This is a genomic window from Peribacillus sp. P4_B1, assembly GCF_056402395.1.
The window spans coordinates 1-24,644 of the sequence record NZ_JBFUHM010000045.1 but is presented as its reverse complement, the minus strand read 5'-3'; the positions used below and the strand labels follow the sequence as shown (position 1 = coordinate 24,644).

General features: G+C 40.2%; 25 protein-coding genes, 11 tRNA genes and 1 rRNA gene. 34 read left to right on the top strand and 3 right to left on the bottom strand.

What is annotated here, in order from left to right; all coding sequences use genetic code 11:
* Positions 1-154: 154 nt before the first annotated feature.
* The 4 genes from AC1DVK_RS20850 (at position 155) to AC1DVK_RS20835 (ending at position 4,162) form a co-directional block, all read left to right on the top strand.
* Positions 155-937 carry a hypothetical protein gene (locus AC1DVK_RS20850; RefSeq protein WP_089364968.1) on the top strand — a complete coding sequence of 261 codons (783 nt, stop codon included), beginning with the start codon at positions 155-157 and terminating at the stop codon, positions 935-937.
* Between the two features lie 276 nt (positions 938-1,213).
* Positions 1,214-1,426 carry a hypothetical protein gene (locus tag AC1DVK_RS20845; RefSeq protein ID WP_477627291.1) on the top strand — a complete coding sequence of 71 codons (213 nt, stop codon included), beginning with the start codon at positions 1,214-1,216 and terminating at the stop codon, positions 1,424-1,426.
* A gap of 106 nt (positions 1,427-1,532) precedes the next feature.
* On the top strand, positions 1,533-2,615 hold the full coding sequence (locus AC1DVK_RS20840; RefSeq protein WP_410863563.1) for a D-alanine--D-alanine ligase: 1,083 nt from the start codon (positions 1,533-1,535) through the stop codon (positions 2,613-2,615).
* 164 nt (positions 2,616-2,779) lie between these two features.
* Positions 2,780-4,162, top strand: coding sequence for a UDP-N-acetylmuramoyl-tripeptide--D-alanyl-D-alanine ligase (locus tag AC1DVK_RS20835; protein ID WP_089364970.1), 1,383 nt, complete (start codon positions 2,780-2,782; stop codon positions 4,160-4,162).
* Positions 4,163-4,211: 49 nt separating this feature from the next.
* Here AC1DVK_RS20835 and AC1DVK_RS20830 read toward each other — a convergent pair whose 3' ends face one another.
* Positions 4,212-5,363 carry a PP2C family protein-serine/threonine phosphatase gene (locus AC1DVK_RS20830; RefSeq protein WP_089364915.1) on the bottom strand — a complete coding sequence of 384 codons (1,152 nt, stop codon included), beginning with the start codon at positions 5,361-5,363 and terminating at the stop codon, positions 4,212-4,214.
* 1,265 nt (positions 5,364-6,628) lie between these two features.
* On the opposite strand from AC1DVK_RS20830, the gene cshA reads away from it, so the two are divergent.
* From cshA to AC1DVK_RS20815, 3 genes are all read left to right on the top strand, one after another.
* Positions 6,629-8,128: a degradosome RNA helicase CshA gene (gene cshA, locus AC1DVK_RS20825; RefSeq protein WP_061461179.1), complete on the top strand. Its 1,500-nt coding sequence runs from the start codon at positions 6,629-6,631 to the stop codon at positions 8,126-8,128.
* A 214-nt stretch (positions 8,129-8,342) separates the two neighbouring features.
* Positions 8,343-8,816 carry a PH domain-containing protein gene (locus tag AC1DVK_RS20820; protein ID WP_089364914.1) on the top strand — a complete coding sequence of 158 codons (474 nt, stop codon included), beginning with the start codon at positions 8,343-8,345 and terminating at the stop codon, positions 8,814-8,816.
* Positions 8,809-10,278 carry a PH domain-containing protein gene (locus AC1DVK_RS20815; RefSeq protein ID WP_089364913.1) on the top strand — a complete coding sequence of 490 codons (1,470 nt, stop codon included), beginning with the start codon at positions 8,809-8,811 and terminating at the stop codon, positions 10,276-10,278. The genes AC1DVK_RS20820 and AC1DVK_RS20815 overlap by 8 nt, the downstream gene beginning before the upstream one ends.
* Positions 10,279-10,305: 27 nt before the next feature.
* Here AC1DVK_RS20815 and AC1DVK_RS20810 read toward each other — a convergent pair whose 3' ends face one another.
* On the bottom strand, positions 10,306-10,896 hold the full coding sequence (locus tag AC1DVK_RS20810; RefSeq protein ID WP_410863565.1) for a rhomboid family intramembrane serine protease: 591 nt from the start codon (positions 10,894-10,896) through the stop codon (positions 10,306-10,308).
* A gap of 107 nt (positions 10,897-11,003) precedes the next feature.
* On the opposite strand from AC1DVK_RS20810, the gene acpS reads away from it, so the two are divergent.
* The 14 genes from acpS to AC1DVK_RS20740 all read left to right on the top strand — a co-directional run bounded on the left by acpS (position 11,004) and on the right by AC1DVK_RS20740 (position 22,403).
* Complete coding sequence (gene acpS / locus AC1DVK_RS20805; RefSeq protein WP_477627290.1) at positions 11,004-11,360, top strand: holo-ACP synthase; 357 nt, start codon at positions 11,004-11,006, stop codon at positions 11,358-11,360.
* Positions 11,361-11,596: 236 nt separating this feature from the next.
* The gene (locus AC1DVK_RS20800; protein WP_061461184.1) at positions 11,597-12,601 is read left to right on the top strand and encodes a LolA family protein; all 1,005 of its coding nucleotides are present in this window, start codon (positions 11,597-11,599) and stop codon (positions 12,599-12,601) included.
* 244 nt (positions 12,602-12,845) lie between these two features.
* Complete coding sequence (alr, locus tag AC1DVK_RS20795; RefSeq protein WP_477627294.1) at positions 12,846-14,009, top strand: alanine racemase; 1,164 nt, start codon at positions 12,846-12,848, stop codon at positions 14,007-14,009.
* Between the two features lie 159 nt (positions 14,010-14,168).
* A complete protein-coding gene (locus AC1DVK_RS20790) occupies positions 14,169-14,450 on the top strand; it encodes a CopG family ribbon-helix-helix protein (RefSeq protein ID WP_061465936.1) in 282 nt (93 codons plus the stop codon).
* Between the two features lie 7 nt (positions 14,451-14,457).
* On the top strand, positions 14,458-14,808 hold the full coding sequence (locus AC1DVK_RS20785; protein WP_034306610.1) for a type II toxin-antitoxin system PemK/MazF family toxin: 351 nt from the start codon (positions 14,458-14,460) through the stop codon (positions 14,806-14,808).
* Positions 14,809-15,279: 471 nt separating this feature from the next.
* Positions 15,280-16,107 carry an RsbT co-antagonist protein RsbRA gene (locus tag AC1DVK_RS20780; RefSeq protein ID WP_061461185.1) on the top strand — a complete coding sequence of 276 codons (828 nt, stop codon included), beginning with the start codon at positions 15,280-15,282 and terminating at the stop codon, positions 16,105-16,107.
* Between the two features lie 2 nt (positions 16,108-16,109).
* The gene (locus tag AC1DVK_RS20775; RefSeq protein WP_061461186.1) at positions 16,110-16,466 is read left to right on the top strand and encodes an STAS domain-containing protein; all 357 of its coding nucleotides are present in this window, start codon (positions 16,110-16,112) and stop codon (positions 16,464-16,466) included.
* A gap of 3 nt (positions 16,467-16,469) precedes the next feature.
* Positions 16,470-16,871, top strand: a complete 402-nt coding sequence (locus AC1DVK_RS20770) for an anti-sigma regulatory factor (RefSeq protein ID WP_061461187.1) — start codon at positions 16,470-16,472, stop codon at positions 16,869-16,871.
* Between the two features lie 9 nt (positions 16,872-16,880).
* Positions 16,881-17,891 (top strand): SpoIIE family protein phosphatase, encoded by a 1,011-nt coding sequence (locus AC1DVK_RS20765; RefSeq protein ID WP_477627289.1) that lies wholly within the window; start codon positions 16,881-16,883, stop codon positions 17,889-17,891.
* 59 nt (positions 17,892-17,950) lie between these two features.
* Entirely contained in the window at positions 17,951-18,283 is a 333-nt protein-coding gene (locus AC1DVK_RS20760) for an anti-sigma factor antagonist (RefSeq protein ID WP_061461189.1), read from the top strand.
* The gene (rsbW, locus tag AC1DVK_RS20755) at positions 18,280-18,753 is read left to right on the top strand and encodes an anti-sigma B factor RsbW (RefSeq protein ID WP_061461190.1); all 474 of its coding nucleotides are present in this window, start codon (positions 18,280-18,282) and stop codon (positions 18,751-18,753) included. The genes AC1DVK_RS20760 and rsbW overlap by 4 nt, the downstream gene beginning before the upstream one ends.
* Complete coding sequence (sigB, locus tag AC1DVK_RS20750) at positions 18,731-19,519, top strand: RNA polymerase sigma factor SigB (RefSeq protein WP_410863571.1); 789 nt, start codon at positions 18,731-18,733, stop codon at positions 19,517-19,519. The genes rsbW and sigB overlap by 23 nt, the downstream gene beginning before the upstream one ends.
* Entirely contained in the window at positions 19,516-20,127 is a 612-nt protein-coding gene (locus AC1DVK_RS20745; protein WP_250211736.1) for a PP2C family serine/threonine-protein phosphatase, read from the top strand. The genes sigB and AC1DVK_RS20745 overlap by 4 nt, the downstream gene beginning before the upstream one ends.
* 92 nt (positions 20,128-20,219) lie before the next feature.
* Entirely contained in the window at positions 20,220-22,403 is a 2,184-nt protein-coding gene (locus AC1DVK_RS20740) for a Tex family protein (protein ID WP_410863572.1), read from the top strand.
* Positions 22,404-22,482: 79 nt separating this feature from the next.
* On the opposite strand, the gene cmpA is transcribed toward AC1DVK_RS20740, so the two are convergent.
* Positions 22,483-22,602: a cortex morphogenetic protein CmpA gene (gene cmpA, locus AC1DVK_RS20735; protein WP_089364909.1), complete on the bottom strand. Its 120-nt coding sequence runs from the start codon at positions 22,600-22,602 to the stop codon at positions 22,483-22,485.
* A gap of 83 nt (positions 22,603-22,685) precedes the next feature.
* On the opposite strand from cmpA, the gene AC1DVK_RS20730 reads away from it, so the two are divergent.
* The 13 genes from AC1DVK_RS20730 to AC1DVK_RS20670 all read left to right on the top strand — a co-directional run.
* Positions 22,686-23,165, top strand: coding sequence for a SprT family protein (locus tag AC1DVK_RS20730; RefSeq protein ID WP_475723633.1), 480 nt, complete (start codon positions 22,686-22,688; stop codon positions 23,163-23,165).
* 133 nt (positions 23,166-23,298) lie between these two features.
* A tRNA-Asn gene (locus AC1DVK_RS20725) sits at positions 23,299-23,373 on the top strand.
* Positions 23,374-23,380: 7 nt separating this feature from the next.
* Positions 23,381-23,471, top strand: a tRNA-Ser gene (locus tag AC1DVK_RS20720).
* 17 nt (positions 23,472-23,488) lie between these two features.
* Positions 23,489-23,560: transfer RNA gene (locus tag AC1DVK_RS20715), tRNA-Glu, on the top strand.
* Between the two features lie 25 nt (positions 23,561-23,585).
* Positions 23,586-23,661, top strand: a tRNA-Asp gene (locus AC1DVK_RS20710).
* Positions 23,662-23,738: 77 nt separating this feature from the next.
* Positions 23,739-23,813, top strand: a tRNA-Gln gene (locus tag AC1DVK_RS20705).
* A gap of 9 nt (positions 23,814-23,822) precedes the next feature.
* Positions 23,823-23,898: transfer RNA gene (locus AC1DVK_RS20700), tRNA-Lys, on the top strand.
* A 9-nt stretch (positions 23,899-23,907) separates the two neighbouring features.
* Positions 23,908-23,989 (top strand) — tRNA-Leu (locus tag AC1DVK_RS20695).
* Between the two features lie 59 nt (positions 23,990-24,048).
* Positions 24,049-24,134 (top strand) — tRNA-Leu (locus AC1DVK_RS20690).
* An 18-nt stretch (positions 24,135-24,152) separates the two neighbouring features.
* Positions 24,153-24,229, top strand: a tRNA-Arg gene (locus AC1DVK_RS20685).
* A 7-nt stretch (positions 24,230-24,236) separates the two neighbouring features.
* Positions 24,237-24,313 (top strand) — tRNA-Pro (locus AC1DVK_RS20680).
* Positions 24,314-24,342: 29 nt separating this feature from the next.
* Positions 24,343-24,416 (top strand) — tRNA-Gly (locus tag AC1DVK_RS20675).
* A gap of 96 nt (positions 24,417-24,512) precedes the next feature.
* Positions 24,513-24,644: ribosomal RNA gene (locus tag AC1DVK_RS20670) — 16S ribosomal RNA — on the top strand; the annotation flags it as partial.

Sequence of the window (24,644 nt, the reverse complement as noted above, 5' to 3'; positions counted from 1 at the left end):
CGTTCCTAAACCTTAGGTGATTATAGAGTTCAGGTATTCACATTATTTATACGATGCAGATGATGAATAATATTCTGGGTTATATAACTTACTTGAAAACCCAAAAGTTTGATAAAATAACATTATTGATTGAGAGCTCGGAGGGGACCAGGTTATGAAGAATGATAACAATGATATCTTATATATGCATATGCAGGCTTCCGAACGGTTTGTCCTTTTTAATGGACTCAATTTTCGCGAATTTGTCTATTCGCTGCCATATACCTTGGATTCCATCTTATTATTGAAACATCAATTCGATGGTGGGGAATACAATTTGAATGTCCAGCTCGATAGCGCTTCATCTGAGGATATTGCAAAGCTCGTTAAAGAAAATGTCCGGGCATATGGAGATTTCTGTTGGATTGATTTTGAAGAAGAGGAAGGGCTGGATGAATTGGATGGAAGGGAATTAGCTGAACTTTTATATTTAGGGCATGCAAAAACCCACCTTGATCCTCCATTTTTCCGTAAATTGAATAATCAGTTTGTGTACCTTGCCCAGGATGATGGCTGGTTCAACAAAATTTATTTTCGTTCACTTTCTACATATTATATGATGTTAGGGAGCCTGATTCCGCTAAAGCTGGAGCCGTTAAAAGTGGAGAGGACGTGGCTTGGAATCAGAAAGAAAAGAGAGCTGACGGCCATTCCTGCAGAAATCATTTCTTCTTTGGCTCATATTATGGCAGAGGGGCTCATTTTTTCCTTTCGGCATGTCAAGTACTCAAGAACGAAGATTGAGATACCGGCATGGGTGGTAGGGGATTATTTAAACATGGATGAGATGCATGATGACTTTTCGGATAGAAATATTAAGGAGCCGGATGTTTTTATCACCTTTAATCGAAAAGAAAAAGTATGGGAAAGTGTTATAAAAAATGAATCATTATTCTGATCCCAATTTCCGGATGCGTGGGTTGGATTATTTGATATCTTTGATTTTTTTTTAGGTGTAAGACTTACTATCTATTGCATAAAAGATAAGGGAGGACACCGCACAGGAGACAGGGAGTTGTGGCTTTGGCCTATATTCCTTATTGGAAAAGCACCAATGATGGATGTTTCGCTTTACCCCGCGTGAACAGGCTGCAAGGCAAACGGTGGAAAATGTAATAAAAAAGAAATGTGGAGAGCTAACAGCCTGTAAATGCCTGAATGCGACGCATAGGATATGCAAGCACAGGTGTTGCCACAGGACGTGGCGAATCTAGCCTGTGTTCCGATGGTGGCAATAATTGGAAAAGAACCAATGATGGAAGTTTCGCTTTTCCCCGCATTAACAGGCTGTAAGGTATCGATGGAAATGACGGTCGAAGGGTATCAAATGAAAGTGCAATTTAAAAATATGTGTAAAAAACAGCCTGTAAATGCCCGAATGGCTTAACTAACCATCATTGGAAAAGAACCAATGATGGAAGTTTCGCTTTTCCCGTTTTAGTGTAAAATGATACAATGAACATGGTTAAAAGAATATTGGAGGGTAATAACTCATGAAAACTAAACTTGGTTTGCTTTATGGTGGAAAATCTGCGGAGCATGAGGTTTCTATGCAGACGGCTTTAGCGGTGATTAAGGCTCTCGATTTAGCAAAGTTTGATATATATCCGATTTACATAACAAAAGAGGGTTCATGGATTAATGGACCGATGTTAACAGGGCCTGCCGAGAGTGTGGAGGCTTTGACTTTTTCGTCGGACAAATTGAACTCGCCTCTTGCCTTGCAGGCACATTCAACTGATGAAAATAGTGAATCAACAGGGTATGACGTAATTTTCCCATTGCTTCACGGACCAAATGGAGAAGACGGGACAGTACAAGGGATGCTGGAACTATTGAATCTCCCTTATGTAGGCAATGGCGTTTTAGCTTCATCAGCTGGAATGGATAAGGTTATCATGAAAAACATCTTTGCCCAGGCGGGGCTTCCTCAAGTTAAATACACTTGGTTCATTCGTTCTGAATGGGAAAAAAATACTGAAAGTGCCATTGAAAAGGTAGCTGATGAATTGGGGTACCCTTGTTTTGTCAAACCAGCTAATTTAGGCTCGAGTGTCGGTATCAGCAAATGTAATGATGCTGATGAATTGAAAAAAGCGGTTGCGGAAGCTTTTCAATTCGATCGGAAGATCATCATTGAAGAAGGGGTCGTAGCCCGTGAACTTGAGTTTGGCATTCTTGGCAATGATGACCCATCATGTTCAGTGGCAGGAGAAATCATCCCTAAGAAAGATTTCTCCTTCTATGATTATTCAGCAAAATATGTTGACGGTAATTCAGCGATGGTCATCCCAGCGGAGATAAAGGAAAGCGAGTACGCAGCTTTATCTGAAATGGCCATTACGGCCTTTAAGTCATTGGATTGCTCTGGATTGGTTCGAGCTGATTTCTTCTTAACGGAAGAGGGCCAAATCTATATTAATGAAGTGAATACAATGCCCGGGTTCACTCCTTTCAGTATGTTTCCATTATTGTGGAAGCACACAGGTGTCGACTATCCAGCGTTAATTGAAAAACTCGTGAAACTTGCCTTGGAACGTCATCAAGAAAAACAACAAATCAAATATACAGTTTGATCATGCAGGTAATGTATCAGTGAACTTCACAATTCTTCAAAAATTGATCTGATGGATTATAATCAGCAGGAGCCGGTTCGATTTACACTGGTTTCTGCTTCGTTTGGTTAATGGAAGAAGAGGGAGAGAGCGATTAACGGTTCGATGAATGTAGGAGGAACGAAATGATAAAGAGAACGTTGAAACAAGTACATGAAATGGCAGATGGATTGAATGATATCACTTCATTCCAGTCCAAAGGAATAAATGGGGTTACCATCGATTCAAGAACGGTTAAGGAAGGGTGTTTATTCATTCCGCTTAAGGGTGGGCAGGTTGACGGTCATCAATATGTCAAGCAAGCTTTAGCACAAGGAGCGGCGGCTTCTTTGTGGCAAAGGGATGTTCCGAATCCTCCCAATGATTTACCGTTAATCATTGTTGAAAATACCGAAAAAGCACTTCAGCAATTAGCGCGTGCTTACCGACAGCAGTTGAATATAAAAGTGGTCGGGATTACAGGCAGCAACGGTAAAACGACTACGAAAGATATGACGGCTGCGCTGCTGGCAACTACCTATAAGGTTCATAAAACCAATGGAAACTTCAATAATCATCTAGGTTTACCACTAACGGTGCTTTCGATGGAAGAGGATACTGAAGCGGCAGTTTTGGAAATGGGAATGAGCAGCCGTGGCGAAATTGAGTTTTTATCCAAAATGGCAAAGCCTGATGTAGCGATCATTACCAATATCGGTGAATCACACTTATTGGATTTAGGATCACGCGAGGAAATTGCGAATGCGAAGTTGGAAATTGTCGAAGGTTTGGCGAAAGATGGAACGCTGATATATCATGGTGATGAGCCATTGCTTCGCAATCGGATCAAAAAAGATTTTCCGGATTTAAACGTAATTTCTTTTGGACGTACGGAACAAAATGATTTGTTTCCACAGACCATTAACCAAGGGGCAGACAGTACAACGTTTACCGTTGCATGTGATGAAAAGGATATCAATTATGAGATACCGGTTTTAGGTCATCATAATGTTCTTAATGCATTGGCAGCCATTTTGGTTGCTAAGGAATTCCATGTAGATGTTGCAGCGATCCATAAAGGTCTGTCTACCATTCAGTTAACTAATATGAGGATGGAATTGGTCCAGGGGGCAAAAGGGCAGAAAATCATCAATGATGCGTATAATGCCAGTCCAACTTCAGTAAAGGCAGCTGTAGAGTTGATTGAGGGATTATCTGGTTTCGAGAAAAAGATCCTTGTACTGGGAGACATGTTGGAGTTAGGGCCACAGGAAAAAGACTTTCATCTGAAAATTGGTGAATTGATTTCTAATGAGCGGATCGATAAGATCTTCACGTATGGTCCTTTAGCAGAGTTTATTGCGAAGGGAGCGGGCAAGGCTTTTTCATCAGAGAATGTCCGTCCTTTTCAAGATAAGCAGAAACTTATAGAGGAACTTAAGTCGTCTACACAGGTAAATGACATCATTCTCGTTAAAGCTTCTAGGGGTATGAAGCTTGAGGAAGTCGTTCAAGCCTTACAAAAATAAAAAAGAATAGAAAAGGCCGTTTCTTTTGAATCGGCCTTTTTTATCGTACTTAATAAAGTGTCCCGGCAATAATGCAGATATCATCGTCAATCACTGAATGCCTCATCCTTGAAACAAGTAACTCCTGAAGAAGGTCATGTGTATCAAGATGGATATTTTCGATGAATTCACTCTCGACATTGCCTGATCGGTCGATTGCGGATGGTGCGGGAATTTTAGAAAGTCCATCTGTATAGATGAAGAAACGGCTTCCTGGTTCATAATGAAATACTATTTTTTTTATGGGCATTTGAGGACTTAGTCCTATGGGTATAGTCCCTTCATTCAAATTGAGGAATTGATTGGTGCATGGGGAATACAAAAAGGCTGAAGGAAGTCCAAAGTTCACATATTCGATGCGTCGCTCCTTTGTATCCACGTATGCAATGAAGGCTGTAAAACAAGTATGGTTTTTATATTCCCTTTTAACTCCTTGAAATAGATGCCGCATATGTTTATTCAGTTCCTCCGTTATGAAGATGGGGTCTTTTACGCGTTTGATAAGCTCAGGTATCAAAGTGCGTATGGACATGTTTATGAGTGCCGTATGAATGCCCTTTCCGCATAAGTCGATCATTATGAAGACGTATGTCCTGTCGCCAACCTCCGTCCAGTAAAATAGATCCCCTGACAGTTCACTAGAAGGCTGGGAAAGCCCTTTGACCTCTATATCTTCTTTATTGATAGACAAAGGTAAACCTGAAAGTTGAAAGCCCTTTGCAATTCGCAGGCTCATTGCTGATTTCTGGTTGATCTTTTCTAGCTCCTGCCCCTTCAATTTCGCTGAAAACAGTTGCATGCTGATGTTTTGGAGTGACTTTAATTTAATCCTGACTTCTACTGAATCGGCAGGGACAGCCATGGTTTCATAAAAGGTCCTTTCTGGTAACGCCAGAGGGGTCTCCATACCTAAAGCACGTTTGTAAATAAATAAGATAGGGATTTCATAAGTTTCAGCTAAGGCGAACAACGAGGTTTGCTGCCAAGAATCTTTTGATATGTATAAAGGTAAAATAAATAATGATTTCATTAAGTCCGTTGATTCCAGGAATAGAAGACTTTGATTGAGTGGATCCTCCAAAAAGGTGACTTGCTTGTTCATTTTCTTTAACATCAGACTAAAGTCCTTACATAAAGGAACATCTATAGTGTAAATATTCATATAACCCCCCATTGTTTTATTTATAGGTCAATCATACTGTATTCAGACTTATTTACTACCATTTTTTAAATAATTAATAGAAATTTCGAAATATAATGGTATTATATACCTGGTAATGTATAGGGGATTGGTAGTAAGTCCTTTCTTTTTCTAAAGGAGTAACCGTGTAAGGTGGCCTTTTGATTCGGACTAATCCTTCCTGAATAAAATTTGTTGAAACTATTTGAATTAAACACATATCATGTATATAAACAGATGTTCGTTTTGGAAAAATCATTTATTGATTGCTCAAATATTAAATAAAGAATCCATTTACTCATACTTGGATATAGTAACTACGGTAATCCTGTTGGTGGTGAATCAATCCGTGTGATTCTCTAAAGGGAAAATAAAAACCAATGTGACACACATTTCAACCGATAAAAAGGCACATTGAATGAACATGCTAAATTCTTACTCAAACGTATTTCAGATGCACATTTCCATGTGGGAAAATCAAATTCCCCTATTTTTTGAAACGATCTAAAGTTTTTAGTAACCATAAATGGGGAGATATCCTTTATTGCAATAACAGTTTGAAAATGGTAATATGAAGTATGAGTTTAAATGTCTTATCATTGATGATTATTTAAATTAATCAGGTTGAGGCAACAAAATTGTATGTTCTTACATGTTTCATGAGTTCATTCTTGAGATTATTTTAGATTAAATAGGCCGCGCGTCTGGTCATATATAAAAGCTGCATTTCTTGGCGGCTTTAGTAGCTATTAGGGAATCAAGCCGCATTTTAGCGCTTTTCCACTTCTGCAAATCCTCAACGCACCGGGCCTGTTTTGTATAAGAATCTTGGCTCTCGTCAAGTTTTGTTCATACAGTCTTTTTAAGTCTGATGAATAATAGGTGCAGCAGCCCTCACCTGAATAAAACGGTGAAACATCCGTTTATGCTACTTTTAATTTTCCATATTGAATTTAATTTTGGTTACATGTACTTTTAAAAAGATGAGCGTATGTTAATGATAAGTTTACACGTGCGCGAAACTAAAAATGCCAGTGAATGTTCGTACTGGTATATTTCCTTTTTAAAAAATCATATTGAGTTCATTTGAACTAAAAGGCAGACATACTTTTAGGTGATAATGATAAACTTTTTCATAAGAGATAAAGTAGAACATCCGTCATGATGATGAGGATTTGAACTAAACATCTGTGCATGATCCATGAATGCACGTGTAAATTTACGATATAAAAAGGAGTACGAAAACATTGACATTGTTTAGCGAATTAGGATTAGATAGAACGTCTATGAAATCAATAGAAAAAATGGGATTTGAGGAAGCGAGCCCGATTCAATCCCAAACGATACCTCTAGCTCTTGAAGGTAAAGACATCATTGGTCAAGCGCAAACTGGAACTGGTAAAACTGCTGCATTCGGTATCCCATTGATGGAAAACATCGATATTAATAACGAAAATGTGCAAGGGATTGTTATTGCACCTACACGTGAGCTTGCCATCCAAGTTTCCGAAGAACTTTTCAAGCTTGGTTACGGAAAACGCGCCCGTGTATTAGCGGTTTATGGTGGACAAGATATCGACCGCCAAATCCGTGCTTTAAAGAAAAAACCACATATTATCGTTGGTACACCTGGTCGTCTTTTAGATCATATCAAACGTAAAAATATTAAATTAGGCGGAGTTCACACTGTAGTTCTTGATGAAGCAGATGAAATGCTTAACATGGGATTCATTGAGGATATCGAATTGATCCTTTCAACGGTTCCTGACGAAAGGCAAACATTGCTTTTCTCAGCTACAATGCCTGATCCAATCCGTAAAATTGCTGAAAGATTCATGCAAGAACCAGTTCTTGTACGTGTAAAAGCGAAAGAAATGACAGTGGATCGCATCGAACAATATTACTTGGAGTTAAAAGAAAGTGAAAAATTCGATACACTTGCACGCCTTTTCGATATTCAAACACCGGATCTTGCTATCGTCTTCGGACGTACGAAACGCCGTGTAGATGAATTGGCTTCTGCATTGAATATCCGCGGTTATATGGCTGAAGGCATTCATGGTGACCTAAGCCAGGCGAAACGTCTGTCCGTTTTGAAAAAATTCAAAGAAGGAAGCATCGATGTCCTTGTTGCTACTGATGTGGCTGCACGTGGACTTGATATTTCCGGCGTAACTCACGTATACAACTTTGATATCCCTCAAGATCCAGAAAGCTACGTTCACCGTATTGGACGTACAGGACGTGCGGGTAAACACGGTATTGCAATTACGTTTGTAACACCACGGGAAAGAGGTCAACTGCATGCAGTTGAACATACAACGAAAAAACGTATGGAGAAACTTAAGACCCCTACGTTAACTGAAGCGTTGGAAGGTCAACAAAAAGCAGTAACGGAAAAAATTCTGACTACAATCGAGAATGATGATTTATCATTATACCTTGGTCAAGCGGAAGAGTTATTACAAAAACATAGTGCGGCGGATTTAGTTGCAGCTATGCTTAAATCAATGACAAAAGAACCGGATCAAACGCCAATCAAGTTAACGGAAGAGTCTCCATCGCCAATGCGCCGCAATCGTGGAGGAAGCAGTTCTTCTAGTAACAGACAACGCAATGGCCGCAGTTCTTCAGGCAGAAAAGATTACGGTAGCGGATCAAGTAAACGCCCAAGCACGAACCGTAAATCGAATGGTTACGGAAACCGTAGCACGAGCCAAAAAAGAGAAAAATCAAATAAAATTTAATTGAATTGGAAATGCCGCTCATTTGAGCGGCATTTTTTTATATGCATCTCCATATTCCATGGGTTTAAAAATGAGCAGAAGTTTTTGGATGAACGGTTCAAGGACTTTGTTTGAAAAGTGGTTAAAACCCCGCATTTAAATATAGTATAATGGATGAAGCGAAGGATGAATGATACGTTTCATTCAAAATACCTGTACAGAAGAGGGGAACCGCATGGAACCTGAAAATCGTATATCGAATAAGGCCTTGACCGTATGGAAAATCAATGGTCTTATAAGCTGTTCAATAACATGGATTATAAGCATCGCCGTACTCGTGCTTACAATCGTTTTTAATTGGACATATTGGGTTTTTGGAGCGTGGATCATAATTTCGATAATCCAACCATATTTGACCATCTCTCTGATTCCTTCGGTGAAATGGAAGAGATGGCGTTACGAAGTAAGGGATACGGAAATTGATATCCAAAGTGGTATTTTTGTCATTAAAAGAACACTCATACCAATGATTAGGGTTCAGCATGTTGAAACGAAGCAAGGACCATTATTAAGAAAATATGATTTAGCCTCCGTTGAAATCTCCACTGCAGCGACCCTTCACGTTATACCTGCACTGGACCTTGCAGAGGCAGATGAATTAAGGCACTATATTTCCAGAATGGCGAGTGTGGAGGAAGAAGATGTCTGAACCTAAAAGGCTTCACCCTGTAGCTGTATTGCTTAATATTATTAAATCGGTCAAGGAGTTAGTTATCCCTTTTTTACTAGTTGTCGTTATTCCTGGGAAGAATGAAGGGATTCCTGGATGGGTTCAACCGCTAGTCATTGCCATTATTGTACTTTTACTGATAATAAATGCATTCCTTCGATGGTTACGTTTTACATATAGCATACAAGACGGCGAGTTCAGAATTGAGTCTGGAGTACTCATAAGGAAGAAGCGGTATATAAAGTTTGATCGCATTCATAGCATAGATATTTCAGAGGGCATCATACAGAGGATATTCCGGCTGGTGAAGTTGAATATTGAAACTGCAGGCGGGGCTCAGGCTGATGCTGTGTTATCGGCCATAAGAAAAAGTGAGGCGGAACGAATCAATGCTTTTATAAGCCAGGAGAAAAGCAACAATACGAATAACCCCCTTGATAAGGATAAAGATGAAGTATGGGGAAATGAAGATGCGGCAAAATCATCTTCTGTTTTTAAGCAGACGCTTCCGCAATTATTCGTTATGGCTGCCACTTCGGGAGCGGTAGGTGTTTTTTTATCTGGAGGGATCGCTTTTATTTCACAGTTTGATGAAATAATACCTTTTAAGCGGATATTTAAGGGTTATGAAGATTTTATTGGAATGGGAACCATTGTTCTTACAGTGCTTGCCCTAGTGGCCTTATTGGTGGTTTATGTACTGGCCACATTAAGTATGGTAATTAAATATGCTTCTTTTACCGTAATAAAAACGGATGAGGAAATCGTTATTTCCAGAGGGCTTCTCGAGAAAAGGCAGCTGACAATCCCTATCCATAAAGTGCAAGGTATCAGGATCATGGAGAATTTGATTCGAAAACCATTGGGATTGGCGACAGTTTATATTGAATATGCAGGAGGCAGTATGGATGATAAAGAAAGCCTATCCATCATGCTGTTCCCTTTGATCAAGAAGAAGCATTTACATAAAAAACTCCTGGAAATTTTACCGGTTTATCAAACAACCATGGAGATGACATCGATACCTAAGCGTGCACTTTCGCGGTTTGTATTACGCAAGGTTCTATACATCATCCCAATCATCGGTGCTTTGGTATGGTTTGGCAGGCCTTGGGGTTTTCTTTCTCTTTTACTTTTACCGTTGGCGGTCTTTTGGGCTTACATGCAATATAAAGATGCAGGATGGGGGATAGAAGGGAATTTGTTGCAACTGAGCAGCCGTTTTTTCTCAAAGCAAACATTGATCATGCAGAGAAGCAGAATTCAATCAATCACATATAAAAAAAGTTGGTTTCAGAATCGAAAAGAATTAGCTACGATTTCAGCATCTATTAAATCTGGAGTTAGCTCCCAGGTCGGCATGGTTGTGGATGTGGAAGAAAAAGATTGCCGATTAATTAAATCATGGTATTTACCTAAAAAAGCAGTCGACTCCCAATGAATGAATGGAAAGAGTCGGCTGTTTGTCCTACCACTTTTTTCTCGAGTATAATGGGGCTGTTAAAGCGCCGATTGCTATACCGGCCAAATGTCCGACAACGTTGATCTGTGGTTGAATGAAAGTCATGATAATGGCAATTCCGGTCAGGGTATATACTGTATTTCTTTCGTTGTTCGTAAAATTAGTCTTATTAAACAGTACAAGGTAAAAAAAGAAACCGAATAAACCAAAAATTGCACCGCTGGCACCTATGTGGTTATATGTCAGTGGTTTAATTAGAAAGGTTGCGATGTTAGCAAGGATTCCGGTCGATAAAAAGAAGATTGAAAACTTTACGGATCCAAGAAATTTCTCTAGGAATGGACCAAAGATGGCAAGTGAGAAACCATTAAACAGTAAATGTGTGAACGTGCTATGTAGAAAGATGGGGGTGATCAAACGCCACCATTGTCCATCAGCGATGAATAAGTTCACACCTGTTCCATAATAAAAAATTACATTACCAGGAAATATAGGGAAAAGGATGAGAACGAAAACAATCATCATAATGAGTATGAGCACAGTCACAGCTCGATATGAATGGGTGTATTCGCGGAAGCTTTCTGTTCTTGTAAACATGGATTCCTCCTTATTATCGTTTTAAATAAGATACATATTGTCATTTCCAGGTAAAAGAGTCCTTCTAATAATATGCAACTTATTAATTTAATAGAAGAGGTGTCAATTTGATTAAAGGTATAGGCGTCGACATTACTGAATTGGATAGAATGGAAAAATTGATTGACCGGCAACCCCGTATAAAGAAACGAATATTAACTGAAAGGGAAATCTCGATTTTCGAAAAGTTAAATGGAAAAAGGAAAATCGAGTATTTTGCTGGGCGCTTTGCAGCAAAGGAGGCTTTTTCTAAAGCATACGGTACAGGGATAGGTAAGCACTTGTCCTTTTTGGATATCGAAATCATATCTGATGATAAAGGAAAGCCAGTGATTTCAAAGCCGTTTTCTGAAGGGGTCCATCTTTCTATTAGCCACAGCAGGGATTATGCGGTTGCTCAGGTCGTAATCGAAAGGGTGATTTGAGTTTTGTCCAATCGGGTCATAAACCTTTAGGTTGTCTCATATACATTTAGTGCTATAGGGAGACAAGGCCCGGTAAAAGGTACATGGCAGAGTAGGTGCTCTCGAAAAGTTTTTAGCCGGGTCGAATTGACCCGTGTCTAAAATGCTGAGGAATCTAAGACATCAGTCGAGCCAATGTCCGGATCCTGCCTTTTCCTCTCCCTTTTACGTTCAAATGACAAAAAGGGGTTGAAAAGATGAAGAAGATGTTAATGCTTTTTGCAGGGATCATGCTCTTGCTTGCTCTTTCTGCTTGCGGCCAAAAATCACAGGGTGATGTAGTGAGTGAATTGAATGAGAAGCTTGGCGAAATGAAAGGGTATAAAGCTAACGCGATGATGACATTGAAGATGGGGACGGAACCTCAAGTGTATAACGTGGAAATTTGGCATAAGGACCCTTCCTTTTACCGCGTAAATCTTAAAAATGAAGAGAAAGATCAAAGCCAGATGATTTTGAAAAATGATGATGGTGTATATGTTTTGACGCCAGCTTTGAATAAGAGCTTCAAATTTCAAAGCGAGTGGCCGGAGAACAGCAGTCAGGCCTATTTGTTTGAGTCGCTGGTGAAAGACATTACGGAAGATAAAAGTGCGACATATAAAGAAACGGATAAACATTATGTCTTTGAAACGAAAACGCGCTACCAAAACAATAAAATGTTGCCGTACCAAGAGATTACTATAAACAAAAAAGATTTATCTCCGGTCAGTGTAAAAGTCATGGACCCCGATAAGACCGCATTAGTCCTTGTTGAATTTTCAAAAGTGAAATTCGATACGACTTTTGATAAAGATTCATTTGATATGAAGAAAAACATGACAAGTGCACAACTTGAAGCGCCTGTTATGGCGGAAGTCCAAAATGAAGGGTTTGCGGTAAAATACCCTGAAAATATTGGTGACATGAACTTAACGGAAGAAAAGGAAATTGCGACGGAAAAGGGAGAACGTGTCGTTTTGACCTATGAGGGTACAAAAAGTTTTACATTAGTTCAGGAAAAAGCTGAGGTAGTCCAAACCTCCGTTTCGACGAATGTTAATGGAGAGCCAGTTGATTTGGGTTATACAGTCGGGGCCATGACAGGAAATACAATTGCATGGACTCTTGAAGGTGTGGATTATATGATTGCATCAAAGGACTTAACACAGGAAGAGATGATAGAAGTCGCCCGTTCAGTTGGGGGAGATCCGGTCAAATAGGATTACATAACAAGCTGATGTTTCCCGTCTCCTTATGAAGGTTTCTTCTAGGAAGGATAGGCGGGGAAGCAGCTTGTTGACATTTTAAATCCCTTCCATTTTGAATGGTTTGGCAAGTTGGGAAATTAGAATTAATGTTAAAAAGCACTTTATCTTTCTATCAGTTGGTTATAGAATGGTCCTATAATGAAACGAAAACTTCGCTATTGGGAAGAATCTTATTGTGAGTGCAGGAAAGAAGGAAATGGGCGTGGAAACGAAAAACTTTCATCGGGATACGTGGGCAGAAGTAAATTTGGATAATATTTTTGAAAATATCTCTTCAATGAAAAATAGACTGAGAAATGGCGTTAGTCTTTTCGCTGTCGTTAAAGCGAATGCTTATGGCCACGGGGACTATGAAGTGGCTAAAACCGCGCTTGAAGCGGGGGCTGATTTTTTAAGTGTCGCTTTCTTAGATGAGGCTCTTGCTTTACGGAAAAAAGGAATATTGGCTCCGATTCTTGTACTTGGGGCTTCGAGGCCTGAAAGTGCAGCGCTTGCTGCCGATAATGGGATTTCCGTGACGGTTTTCGATGTAACATGGTTGGAGAAGGCAAAGGATTTATTGAAACCGGGACAAGTTCTGCAAGTTCATGTAAAAGTTGATAGCGGCATGGGGAGAATTGGCATTCGTGATAAAGGCCAACTCTTGAAAGTGGAAAGTTTGCTTAATGGGGAAACGTGTTTTAACTTCCAAGGGATATTCACACATTTCGCGACGGCCGATGAAATAAAGACCGACTTTTATGAAAAGCAGCTTGCTTCATTTAAAGGAATGCTTTCCGCCTTGATTAGAAGGCCAGAATATATTCATGCAGCCAATAGTGCAGCTTCTTTAAGGTTTAGCGATCCTGAATCTAATGCGATAAGAATGGGGATTTCCATGTATGGTTTGAGTCCTTCTATGGAAATGAAGCCGATATTGCCATTTCCATTAAAGCAGGCTATATCATTGAGAACGAAGATGGTTGCAGTTAAACAGCTTACAAAGGGTGAAAGCGTTAGTTATGGAGCAACATATACGGCTGAAGGTGATGAATGGATTGGGACCTTGCCGATTGGTTATGCTGATGGCTGGATCCGTAAGCTGCAAGGTCAGGAAGTTCTTGTGGATGGAAGCAGAGTGCCGATTGTCGGCAGGATTTGCATGGATCAATGCATGGTCAAGCTGCCTCGATCATACCCTGTGGGAACAGAGGTCACACTCATTGGGAACGATGGAGATGAATCGATTACTGTTGATGAGATAGCGGCTAAACTGGAAACGATCAATTATGAGGTAACGTGTATGATAGGAGCAAGAGTGCCCCGCGTATATATAAAAGACAATCAGTTGATTCGTGTTCGTAACTTCATCCTGGAATGACGGATTGTAAAAAAATCCTAGGATTGTGAATAAGATTTACTTTATTATGCTGATAATAGGATGGAGAATAGAATATACTCTTTGCAGATAGGCAATTTAATGGTAATATTGAAAAGGATATATAATAAAGGTGTGTAGTGATGGTGGAGGTGTATGTTTGTGTCTGAATCCAGCGCAACAAGAGAGATATTAATTCGATTACCTCAAAATTTTTTATCAGAGTTAGATGGGTATGCGAGTGAAGAAAATGTAAATCGCAGTGAATTTATTTATCGTGCCACAAAAATGTATCTTCGCGAACGTAAAAAGAAAGAGTTTCGTGAATCGATGAAACGCGGTTATATTGAAATGGCGGCCATTAACTTAACGATTGCTTCTGAAGCCTTTCAGGCTGAATTCGAGGCTGGTCATTGCGTTGAACGATTAGTTAGCGGAGGCTGAGCCATTGATTGTTGTTAAGCGTGGTGACGTATACTTCGCAGACCTTTCCCCGGTAGTCGGTTCAGAGCAGGGTGGAACCCGTCCGGTACTAATTTTACAAAATGATATTGGTAATCGCTTTAGTCCGACTGTGATCGTGGCAGCCATTACAGCTCAAATTCAAAAAGCGAAATTGCCTACACATGTTGAGATTAATGCCAAAAAGTACGGATTTGAACGAGATTCCGTCATTTTATTAGAACAGATCCGGACAATTGATAAGCAGCGTTTAACCGATAAAATTACGCATCTTGACGAACCGATGATGCAAAAGGTCAATGAAGCTTTACAAATCAGTCTAGGCCTCATTGAGTTTTAGAGAAACGTTTTCCCGTTAATCCGGGCGTTATTATAATACAAATCATTCTTAATTTTAATTAGATGGCACGATTCCTGCAACAGTGGGAATCGTGTTTTTTTATGAAATAACATAAATTTATGTACACAATAAAGGAATTCAGAGGATGAAGATTCTTCAATTCAATTAATCGTATTATTTGTACCAATTTTTACAGCAGGAAATATAAAAAATTTGACGAATAAAAAAGTATACAATTAGATATTGGATTAAACGTTCATTGGTTTTTATTGGTATCCTCCTAACTTTACTTTGAAAGATGTTTTCCTTACCTGATTTTCGGGTATGTAGTTATGTTGTAGATACTTAAATAAGGAAAAGTGAAGTGGGGAAACCCAATGGAATTCCAGGTGGAAAGAACATTACAGTTAGTTAACATCCTTGTGACGAGGACAGGGAAACATAGCAATTGTGTTAGAATGGGAGGATATTATGAACCAATTGGTTTACGATTTTATTAAGCAAAATCATGATTACATTCTTACTGAGTGGATGGATATCATGAAGGAAAGTACAGACGAAAGATTAATTAAAGTCGTCTCTGATCGAATGTTTACGCAAACGAGCAGTGAATTTATAGATATGATCATTACGAATGTTGATAGTAAAAACAAGGAATTCACATTAAAGCTTTCAGATTTTGCCGAGAAAGTCGTCCAATTGGGATGGCCTCTTACTTTCGTCAATGAAGGACTTCATAAATTCACGTTAATTGTCATTAATGGAATGGTGGCAAAGGGTTTGGTGACTCTTGAGAATCAAGTCAATCTTGTTAACCATTTGGATAAATGGGCAACACCAATAAATAATGAGATAGTCAATATATATACCCAAACATGGGAAAGAACCGTTTCCATGCAAAAAATAGCCTTGCAAGAACTTTCGGCACCGCTCATTCCTGTTTTGGAAGGCATTACGGTAATGCCGCTGATTGGCACAATTGATACTGAACGTGCCAAACAGATAATGGAAAACCTGCTGACTGGCGTGGTTAAGCATAGATCTGAAGTTGTTCTTATTGATATAACGGGTGTGCCGGTCGTGGATACCATGGTTGCTCATCATATCATCCAGGCAGCGGAAGCGGTCCGATTAGTGGGTGCTAAATGTATACTCTGCGGCATTCGCCCTGAAATAGCCCAAACCATCGTTAATCTTGGAATTAATTTAAATGAAGTGATTACAAAAAATACGTTGAAAAAAGGGATAGAAGTTGCGTTGGAATTAACGAGCCGTAAGATCGTAAAGGTGGAGGGATAAGTATGAGGATTCCGATATTAAAGCTTTATGACTGCTTGTTAGTCTCTATTCAGTGGGAATTGGATGATGTGACAGCCCTTCAATTTCAAGAGGACTTACTGCATAAGATTCATGAAACAAGCGCAAATGGCGTTGTTATAGATATAACCTCAATAGATTTCATAGATTCCTTTATCGCAAAGGTATTAGGCGATGTCTTTAGCATGTCTAAGCTAATGGGGGCAAAGGTTGTAATTACGGGGATCCAGCCTGCTGTTGCAATAACATTAATTGAACTGGGAATTAGTCTCGATGGTGTTTTGACAGCATTAGATTTAGAGAAAGGCCTGGAGAAATTACAACAGGAATTGGGGGATTAAAGAATGGAGTTCCAATCCTGCGTAAAAATCATAAATGAATGGGACATCGTAGCTGCAAGGCAGCTCGGAAGAAATGTCGCTAAAGAGTTGGGGTTCGGTACTGTAGACCAGGCGAGGATCACAACGGCTATAAGCGAATTGGCCCGAAATATATACTTATATGCTGGACAAGGCAGTGTAAGCATAGAAAAGCCAAATATAAATGGGAAGTCAGGATTGAAAATCATTGCAGAGGACCAAGGGCCGGGAATTGAGGATATTCGCAGGGTCATGGAAGATGGATATACCACCTCAGGGGGACTGGGGGCAGGCCTTCCTGGAGTCAAACGTTTAATGGATGACTTTGATATTGAATCGATACCAGGAGAAGGGACTAAGATTGTCGCTACGAAATGGCTCCGTTAGGGGGGGACTATGGATATTAGGGAGAACATGGAGAAAAAGTATCATGAGGCGCTTTCTACTTATCTTAAAGACCAAAATGAGCAGGCACTCTACCAAGGACAAAAGATTAGCCGCCTACATATAAAATACAATATATCTCCAGAAGAAATCATCAGTATGCATAAAAATAACTTAATGGAACTTTACCCGGAATTACCGGGAAAAGTATTGGATTCATTCGATTTTCTGCTAGAAGTCATGATGGGATACGGCATTGCATACCGTGAACATCAAAGCCTTAGACATCAACAGCAGGAACTGAAAACGGAAATTGAGATCGCGGCAAACGTTCAACATACTCTTTTGGAAACGGAAATTCCTGATATCAAAGCTCTTGAAATTGGGGTGATAAGTGTTCCGGCCAGACAGATGAATGGAGATTATTATCACTTCGTCCAAGATGAAAATGAGCGTATCGGGGTAGGGATTGCCGATGTAATAGGCAAAGGGATTCCTGCTGCATTGTGCATGTCGATGATTAAATATGCGATGGATAGTCTTCCGGAGCATCGTCATGAACCGAAAAGCGTGCTTGAGAGTTTAAACCGTGTTGTGGAGCATAATGTAGATCCAAGTATGTTCATAACCATGTTCTATGGCTTATATGATCCGCATGACAGGCAATTTTCCTATGCTTCAGCTGGGCATGAACCTGGTTTTTACTATGACGCCGCTTCAGGCACTTTTAGCGATTTGGATGCAAAAGGTTTGTTGCTTGGAGTCGATAAAAAAACAAGGTATCGCCAATATGAAAAAACGGTGAATCGCGGAGATATGATTATTTTATTATCTGATGGAGTGACCGAGTGCCGGACAAATGATGGGTTCATAGAAAGGGAAACGCTAATTGGTTTCATTAAAAAGAATATGCACTTACAAGCCCAGGAAATGGTGAATAATATTTATAAGCAATTGGAGAAAATGCTGAACTTCCAACTAAGGGATGATTTCACATTAATAATTTTAAAATCAAATGTTTAGCATTTTTTCCACAGGGTATAGATATAGGAATGAAGAGGATTTGAAGAGGTGGGTCAAGGATGAATATAACAGTAGATGTTAATGAATTAAATAATGAATTTATTGTAAAACTAAAAGGTGAAATCGATGCCTATACTGCACCAAAACTAAGAGAATCACTATTTCCAATATCAGAGCAGGACAATGTTTCGATTATTATTGATTTAACTGAAGTTTCCTATATGGATAGTACGGGACTTGGAGTATTTGTCGGTGCTTTTAAAAGCGTAAGGGCACATGATGGCGAATTCACTTTAGTTGGTTTATCAGAAAGGTTACGACGTTTATTCGATATTACGGGTCTTGCAGATATCATTGATATAAAAAGTGGTACAGAGGGTGGGTTAGAATGAGTCAAGTATATGATTACATCGAAATGAAAATACCTGCAAAACCAGAGTTCATCGGTGTCATTCGTTTAACGCTTTCTGGAATAGGTAGCCGGATGGGATTTGCGTATGATGAAATCGAGGATTTGAAAATCGCTACCAGTGAGGCTTGTACAAATGCGGTACAGCATGCATATAAGGATTCTGAAAAAGGTGAAGTGAAAGTGAGCTTCGGGCTTTATCCTGACCGTTTGGAGGTCATGGTTTCTGATAGTGGTAAGAGCTGTAATTTCGAAGAGATTCGTCAAGGAATCGGTCCATATGAAAATGGACAAAAAGTCGAGCTCTTGAGAGAAGGAGGCTTGGGTCTTTACCTCATTGAAACTCTGATGGATGATGTGAAAATTCATCAGCATGACGGGGTTACAGTATTTATGACTAAGTTTTTAGAAGGAGAGCAGGTGGAGATGGATGCAAAAACAGTCTCAACCTAATCAGGCACAAAGGGAACAGGTAAATGAATGGATTAGAGCTTATCAGCTGAACCAAGATGATGAAGCACAGAGTAAACTGGTCATCCATTATAAAAGTTTGGTTGAAACAATCTCCCGAAAGTATGCGAAGGGGAAATCATTTCAGGAGGATATCTCTCAAGTCGGCATGATTGGTTTGTTAGGTGCCATTCGAAGATATGATGAATCTTTCGGTAAAAGCTTTGAGGCATTTGCCGTTCCTACAATAATCGGGGAAATCAAGAGGTTCTTGCGTGACAAAACATGGAGTGTTCATGTGCCAAGAAGAATTAAGGAACTTGGTCCGAAAATAAGGGTGACTGTTGAGGAATTAACGACGACTCTGCACCGTTCACCAAGAATAGATGAAATAGCCGATTGTATAGGGGTTACTGAAGAAGAAGTTTTAGAAGCGATGGAAATGGGTAAAAGCTATCAAGCATTATCTGTTGATCATTCTATTGAGGCGGATTCCGATGGTGGTACGGTCACATTGCTTGATATTTTCGGAAATGTCGATGGAGGTTTTGAAAAGGTCAATCAGCGCCTAGTGCTTGAAAAGGTGCTGCATGTGTTGAGTGACCGTGAAAAGATGATCATTCAACATACTTATCTAGAAAATTTAAGTCAAAAAGAAGCGGGCGATAAACTTGGAATTTCCCAAATGCATGTATCAAGGCTCCAGCGCCGCGCAATCAAGAAACTTCAGGAAGCCATTAACGCTGAAAACTCGGAGTTAATACAGTGATCAAAGATATTCTGAGGGAAGAAAAAATAGAAGTCCTTGTCTCTCAATCCTCTAAAAACGGGATGGTTTATTGCGGTGATGATTACTTCTTTCTTCATACGAAAGAATACTTTGTGTGTGTACTGGCAGATGGGCTAGGTAGTGGGAAAAATGCTTACGAATCCTCCCATGCCGTCATCGAGGAAGTTAAACGTAATCATGAGTTGGATGTAGAATCACTAATGGCAGTATGTAATCAAGTTTTAATCGATAAGCGGGGGGCAGCCGTTTCCATTTTGAAGATATTTTATGAAAAGAATGAATTTATATACAGTTCAGTTGGGAACATCCGCTTCTTTCTGTATAATCCAAGCGAGGACCATCTTGTTTACCCTTTACCTGTTACAGGGTATTTATCCGGCAGGAAGCAAAAATACAGGACGCAGAGCTACAAATATGAACCTAATGCAAAATTCATTCTTCATTCCGATGGTCTAGAACTTAAGGGAGCTAAATCTTTTTTAAAAAGGCTTGTCCCTATCGATAAGAACGCCCAATGCATTTTAGAAAGCAGTCCAGTAACTGCAGATGATACAACTTTCATTTTAGGAAGCTTACTTTCGCCATAAATCGGAAGTGAGCTTTTTTGTAATGGATTCGCAACTTCATCCCTCATTTGCTAGACTATACATATTAGATTAAAAGCTTGGAGGTAAACATAATGATCGTTGTAGAAGATACATTAAAAGAATTGATTAAACAAATATCCAATGAGCTAACTTTGAAAAATAATCAAGTTCAAAACGTCATACAGATGCTGCAAGAGGGGAATACTGTACCATTTATTGCCCGGTATAGAAAAGAAATGACGGGTTCACTTGATGAAGTGCAGATTCGTTCCATTATGGAAAGGTGGAACTATCTAGAAAACCTTGGGCAGAGGAAAATGGAAGTTACGCGTTCGATTGGTGAACAGGGAAAATTGACGGAAGAATTAAAAAGACAAATCGAGAAGGCAACAAAACTGCAGGAAGTCGAGGATTTATACAGGCCGTTCAAGCAAAAAAGGAGAACGAAGGCGACGGTCGCTAAAGAAAAGGGGCTTGAACCACTGGCTAAATGGCTTCTTGAATGTCAAATGCAAGCTCGAGTTAGCGAAAAAGCCGCAGAATTCGTATCGGCAGAAAAAGAAGTTACTTCTATTGAAGAGGCTATTGCAGGAGCGCAGGATATCATAGCAGAACATATTTCTGATGACGCGGAATTAAGGAAGTGGATGAGGGCTGAGATTTTCAAAGCTGGAAAAATAGTTTCGGCCGTGAAAAATGAGGAGAAAGACGAGAAAAGAATCTTCGAGATGTACTATGAATATGAGGAGCCAGTTCAAAGGATCGTGCCACATCGGGTCTTAGCGCTTAACAGAGGGGAAAAGGAAGAGGTTTTACGAATATCCATTCAGCCTCGGACTGAAGTCATCATTGGTCATCTGGAACGGAAAATCATTAAAAATAACAAATCTGAAGCCCAAAGTGTCCTTAAATCAGCGATTGAGGATGGACTCAAGCGTTTGATCATGCCTTCGGTAGAACGGGAAATCAGGAAAGAGCTGACGGAAAAAGCAGAGGATCAAGCTATCCACATTTTCTCTGAAAATCTCCGGAACTTACTCCTGCAACCCCCGCTTAAAGGGAAAGTGGTCCTAGCTCTAGATCCGGCATATCGGACGGGCTGTAAATTGGCTGTTATTGATGAAACGGGAAAGGTACTCGATATTAGTGTAATCTATCCGCATCCCCCTGTTGCGAAGTTTAATGCTGCCCGCGAAAAAACGATCGAAATACTTCAGCGGTTCTCAGTTGAAATTGTGGCAATCGGCAATGGGACGGCATCACGTGAATCAGAGCAATTCATCGCGGATATTCTAAAGGAAGTGAAAGGAAATATATCTTATATCATTGTTAATGAAGCGGGGGCAAGTGTATACTCTGCCTCAGATATTGCCCGTGAAGAGTTTCCGGATCTTCAAGTAGAACAGAGAAGCGCCGTATCTATAGGTAGAAGGCTTCAAGATCCCCTTGCCGAACTTGTAAAAATTGATCCTCAATCAGTGGGGGTAGGTCAGTATCAACATGATGTGTCCCAGAAAAAGTTAACGGAATCCCTTTCTTTTGTAGTAGAGACAGCTGTTAACCAGGTGGGAGTTAACGTCAATACCGCTTCATCGTCCCTATTACAATATGTAGCTGGTTTATCAAAATCAGTTGCTCAAAATATTGTGAAGAAAAGGGAAGTGGAAGGGAAGTTTGCTAGCAGGAAGGAATTAAAGAAGATTCCCCGACTTGGCGCCAAAACATATGAACAATGCATAGGGTTCTTGCGTATCATTAATGGAGATGAACCTTTGGATCAAACCGCGATACATCCTGAGAACTACAGTGCCGTGAATAAATTGTTAAAGAAAATGGGATTCACTTCTGAGGATTTAGGCAGTGATGCACTGAATGAAGAGTTAGGTAAACTAAATCCGGCGGAATTAGTAAATGTTTTGGAAATTGGGGAAATTACGATTAAAGATATCATAGATGATTTGATGAAACCGGGAAGAGATCCTCGGGATGAATTATCAAAACCACTGCTTAAGCAAGATGTGCTAAAAATGGAGGATCTGCAAACTGGGATGGAATTACAAGGCACAGTGAGGAATGTTGTGGATTTCGGTGCGTTTGTGGACATCGGTGTTAAACAGGACGGACTTGTGCATATTTCCAAACTAAGCAATCGGTTTGTAAAGCACCCATTGGATATAGTTGCCGTTGGGGATGTTGTGACGGTTTGGGTAGAACTGGTCGACTCTCAAAAGCAAAGGGTATCTTTAACTATGCTCGAGCCAAAGAATCAAAACTAGCCTATGGTAAGCTCCTTCTATATTAGAAGGGGTTTTTTTGGGAAAGCAAATGTATGTTATATTTCGAACATAGTTGAATCTATAATCGGAGACTTTCCTTCTTTTGATAAAAAAACCAACATTGATTCAACATCTTCACTTGATAATAATCCTTTTCATAAAAGGCTTTACGGATTTGATTCTGGAACCAATTAGGCATAGCTTTTCCTCCCTTAGTTTCCTATTGTATTATTAGTCTATGTTATAATGGGTTGTCATGTTACCAAGGAAAGGGAGGGGGAAATGGATAATCTGCAATTGCAAAAACTGGTTGAAGAAATTTCGTTGAAAGACTTTAAAAAGGCCTTTAGACATGTAGCCACTTTTAACCCTCGTCTTCGAACTACAGGAGGACGATACTTGCTCCGTTCACACAATATTGAAATTAATAAGAAGTATCTTGATGAACGCGGTGTGGGAGAAATGATTGGTATCATAAAACATGAATTGTGCCATTATCATCTGCACCTCGAGAAGAAAGGGTATCAGCATCGTGATGCAGACTTTAAGCAATTACTCAAAAAAGTGGGGGCACCGAGATTTTGCGAGCCACTACAATCAAATCAAGTAAAGAGAAAGATGAATACTATTCAATATAAATGTGAAGACTGTCAGCAGGTGTATATTAGAAAAAAACGAATCGACACTACCCGTTTCGTTTGTGGTAAATGTCGCGGAACATTGATTTACCAAGGGTTTAAAGAGGGAAAAACAGAAATTTAAAAAAGACACAAAAGAACCCTTGACTTTAGGTTGTAACCTCTTTATAATCATAAGAGTCGACAAGATAACAACTTGTTCTTCACGACAAACACTAAGGTCCTTGAGCATGAAAAAGGAACCCAATTTTCATTATTCCGCAGTAGCTCAGTGGTAGAGCATTCGGCTGTTAACCGAACGGTCGTAGGTTCGAGTCCTACCTGCGGAGCCATTTTTTTGGGGAAGTACTCAAGAGGCTGAAGAGGCGCCCCTGCTAAGGGTGTAGGTCGCGTAAGCGGCGCGAGGGTTCAAATCCCTCCTTCTCCGCCAGTTACATATTTTATCAAGGCCCATTGGTCAAGCGGTTAAGACACCGCCCTTTCACGGCGGTAACACGGGTTCGAATCCCGTATGGGTCACTTTTATTCGCAAAATTATAATGCTGGTCCCGTGGTGTAGCGGTTAACATGCCTGCCTGTCACGCAGGAGATCGCGGGTTCGATTCCCGTCGGGACCGCCATTTTTTAAAAAATACTTGCTAAAATAATATTATTGTGATATAATATTAACCTGGCCATTAAAAAAGTATTTGATTGTTGGGCTATAGCCAAGCGGTAAGGCAACGGATTTTGATTCCGTCATGCGAAGGTTCGATCCCTTCTAGCCCAGCCATTTTATTTAGAGCCATTAGCTCAGTTGGTAGAGCATCTGACTTTTAATCAGAGGGTCGAAGGTTCGAATCCTTCATGGCTCACCATTTCTTTTCGCGGGTGTGGCGGAATTGGCAGACGCACCAGACTTAGGATCTGGCGCCGCAAGGCGTGGGGGTTCAAGTCCCTTCACCCGCACTGATAATTTTCTTCTTGACAACAAGTTGAAAAGGTGTTAAACTTACAAAGTCGCTTTCGCGGTCGTGGCGGAATGGCAGACGCGCTAGGTTGAGGGCCTAGTGGGGGAAACCCCGTGGAGGTTCAAATCCTCTCGGCCGCACCAATAACATCATAGAAATTAGCGCCCGTAGCTCAATTGGATAGAGCATCTGACTACGAATCAGAAGGTTGTAGGTTCGACTCCCGCCGGGCGCACCATATTTTTCGGGAAGTAGCTCAGCTTGGTAGAGCACTTGGTTTGGGACCAAGGGGTCGCAGGTTCGAATCCTGTCTTCCCGACCATTCTTTCTGGAAACACTTTAAAATTAAATGCGGGTGTAGTTTAGTGGTAAAACCTCAGCCTTCCAAGCTGATGATGAGAGTTCGATTCTCTTCACCCGCTCCATTATTGCTCTTTGAAAACTGAACAAAACAAAGCGCCAACGTTAAATTTTAAGTGAGCACACACTATTAAAAAAGCAAAATGAGCAAGTCAAACATTTCTTCGGAGAGTTTGATCCTGGCTCAGGACGAACGCTGGCGGCGTGCCTAATACATGCAAGTCGAGCGAATCGATGGGAGCTTGCTCCCTGAGATTAGCGGCGGACGGGTGAGTAACACGGTGAGTAACACG